At 25.4% G+C, this 2484-nt stretch carries 4 protein-coding genes; all 4 read right to left on the bottom strand.

Annotation, left to right across the window (positions count from 1 at the left end):
• Positions 1 to 24: 24 nt before the first annotated feature.
• Positions 25 to 690, bottom strand: coding sequence for a hypothetical protein (locus EHU54_RS02595; RefSeq protein WP_400248785.1), 666 nt, complete (start codon positions 688 to 690; stop codon positions 25 to 27).
• 105 nt (positions 691 to 795) lie between these two features.
• Positions 796 to 1380, bottom strand: a complete 585-nt coding sequence (locus tag EHU54_RS02590) for a hypothetical protein (protein WP_400248784.1) — start codon at positions 1378 to 1380, stop codon at positions 796 to 798.
• Entirely contained in the window at positions 1361 to 1591 is a 231-nt protein-coding gene (locus EHU54_RS02585) for a hypothetical protein (RefSeq protein ID WP_400248783.1), read from the bottom strand. Before EHU54_RS02585 ends, EHU54_RS02590 begins: the two co-directional genes overlap by 20 nt.
• Before the next feature lie 9 nt (positions 1592 to 1600).
• The gene (locus tag EHU54_RS02580; RefSeq protein WP_400248782.1) at positions 1601 to 1867 is read right to left on the bottom strand and encodes a hypothetical protein; all 267 of its coding nucleotides are present in this window, start codon (positions 1865 to 1867) and stop codon (positions 1601 to 1603) included.
• Between the last annotated feature and the right edge of the window lie 617 nt (positions 1868 to 2484).

Genomic DNA, 2484 nt, shown 5'->3' with positions numbered 1-2484 from the left:
AATATTTACAATTATTTTAATAGGTTATGCAAGAAGTCTAATATTGCTCATTCCAAAAATTGTATATTTAAATGGCACAATGTAACTAATTGCTTGGAAAAAACCATTTTGTAAAATAACTGGAAAACTTCCACCACCAGCAGTTAAATTAAAAACCGTATAAATAATACATAAGAATCGTCCAACATTATCATCTGGCATCGAATATCATAAAGCTTGGGTTATTGTTGTTAAGACAGTCGCGGTGACTATCATTCACATTAACATATAAACAATTGGTGAGCCTAATTTTCCATAACCAACAGCCAATAAGCCTAAAAATAATAATGTTTGAGCATAAGAAGTAATTAACATTGTAAATCATTTTGAAAAATAATGTTGATATCATTTTGCATTAGGTGTGTAACTTTTTTTACGATAAATAAAAGTTTGCGTAATTGCTCCAATTCATAATGAAATTGAAATGAAATATAATCCTAATCCATATCCATATGTTCCAAATTCATATCCTTGAATATGTCTATCAACGCTTGTTGAGCGTGACATATTATTTAAAAAGTATTGTGTTACTGATAATAATTTTGTTTTGTATTCAGAAAAATAAACACGTTGTTCTCATCTTGGATCATTGTTTGGATTTCCTAAATCTGAAAACATAATTTGAAATGCAAATGGTAAAATTTGTTCCATTTTTAAGATTAACTGTTATTCCAATATTAATTGAAACAAGCACATCATTTTTAATATGATTAAACATTTTATTTACAGATTCATATAAAACCGGATTTTTTTCTTTTAAATGTTGTAATGCTTTATATAAATTTGATGGTTCACCTGGTTTAGCACCAGAAGAACAAGCAGTTCCGGGCCCATCACAATCATAATTATTAATATTTTTTTGGGAATAATATAATACTCACCAAAACGAGAACTACCATCACCGTTTGAACTTTCGCCATGGTCTTGACGTGATGATAATCAAAACATTGTTTCTGGTGCTAATGTTGTTAAAATACTAGTTGCTAAAGTTCCAAAACCAACTTGTAACATACTCATCATATTTCCAATCATAAAACTATGTTCATAAGTTGCTCAAAATTCCATTTTATTACTGCTAAAATAATTCATTATTTTAAAGAAATCATTTTCATCATCATCAGTAAAATTAGGCTCACCAATTTGTGCTAATCCTCGCATTAATTTATATGTATTTAAAGTATAACTAGTTGGAATTTTTAATTGCACTCAATATTTACTATTTGGTGTAAAGTTAGTTTCATCTTCTTTTAAATATTTAATTGTTGGTGTAATATCACCAATCGATGTTGTTAATGTTTTTGAATTTTCATCGTATTTGCTATTAATTATTAGTAATAACACTGTCAATTAATGAAGCATAACGATAATTAAGTTCATATTGATTGGGGTCAAATCCTTCACTTTGATATCATTTGCTAGCTTGACCACTACATTCCTCTGAATTTTTTGCTTGTAAATAACCAACTTTAACAGCATTATCAATAAACTCTGTCCCACCTTTTGTATTTACATAAGCAACACAGGCTGCATTGTCACGATTGACAATTGCCATAGGTACTTTTTAAATATTAGCAACTGGATCTCAAACTTCAGTAATACAAATAATTCCATATAAAAATGACATAAAACAGATTAGCAAAAATCTTAATAAATGTTTTTTATCGCGAGCAATCGAGTTATACAATTCTGTTTTAAAAATGCTTCCAAATGTCGCACGACCATATTTAATGTTATTGATATTTTTTTCAGTTTTAGACTCAACAACTTCATTTCGATTTCCATTATCGCCATCCATATTTTCACTAATTTCTTTTTCGTTGTTGCTCATATTCAAATAACCCCTTTATAAATTTATAAAAAACACTGACTTATAAATGATATTACAAAAAAAGTTATTAAGCAATAAAATAAATTATGTAAAATATTACACGATATGAATATAAAATACAAAAAAATAAATAGTTAATTTTAAAATTTATAATTATGAATGAATTTTTATGACAATTAAGAATTTGTAAAAGGAAATAAAAATATTTTAAAAAATAAGGTATTGTAGCAAGTTATTAACTACAATTTTTCATTATTTTTTTGAATTGCATTAAGAATTTGCTACATTTGCATTTACAATTAAAAAATAAAACTCTAAATTATGAAAGTTTTATTTTCTAAATTATTTTTAAACTTGTAAAATCTAAAACAAATTTTTTAGGTTTCTTAATAAAAAAAGCTTTAATTGTTTGTGTGGCAATAAAATAAATAGTTGTTAAATAACCAGTAATATTTAATTTACTAAAAAACTATTTGCATTCTTAATACAAGAATTAAGAATACTACCAACTAAATGAAATAATAATAAAATAATTAATTTTAGACATAATAATAATGTTGTCCAATTAATGCAAATTTTAAAAAAGTTGCCTTTTGATAAAAAACGGTATTAATAAA

The organism is Spiroplasma sp. ald (assembly GCF_044714355.1).
Classification (GTDB): Bacteria; Bacillota_I; Bacilli_A; order Mycoplasmatales; family Mycoplasmataceae; genus Spiroplasma; species Spiroplasma phoeniceum.
Note: the sequence above shows the minus strand (reverse complement) of the source record. Positions and strands in the feature narration are given on the sequence as shown.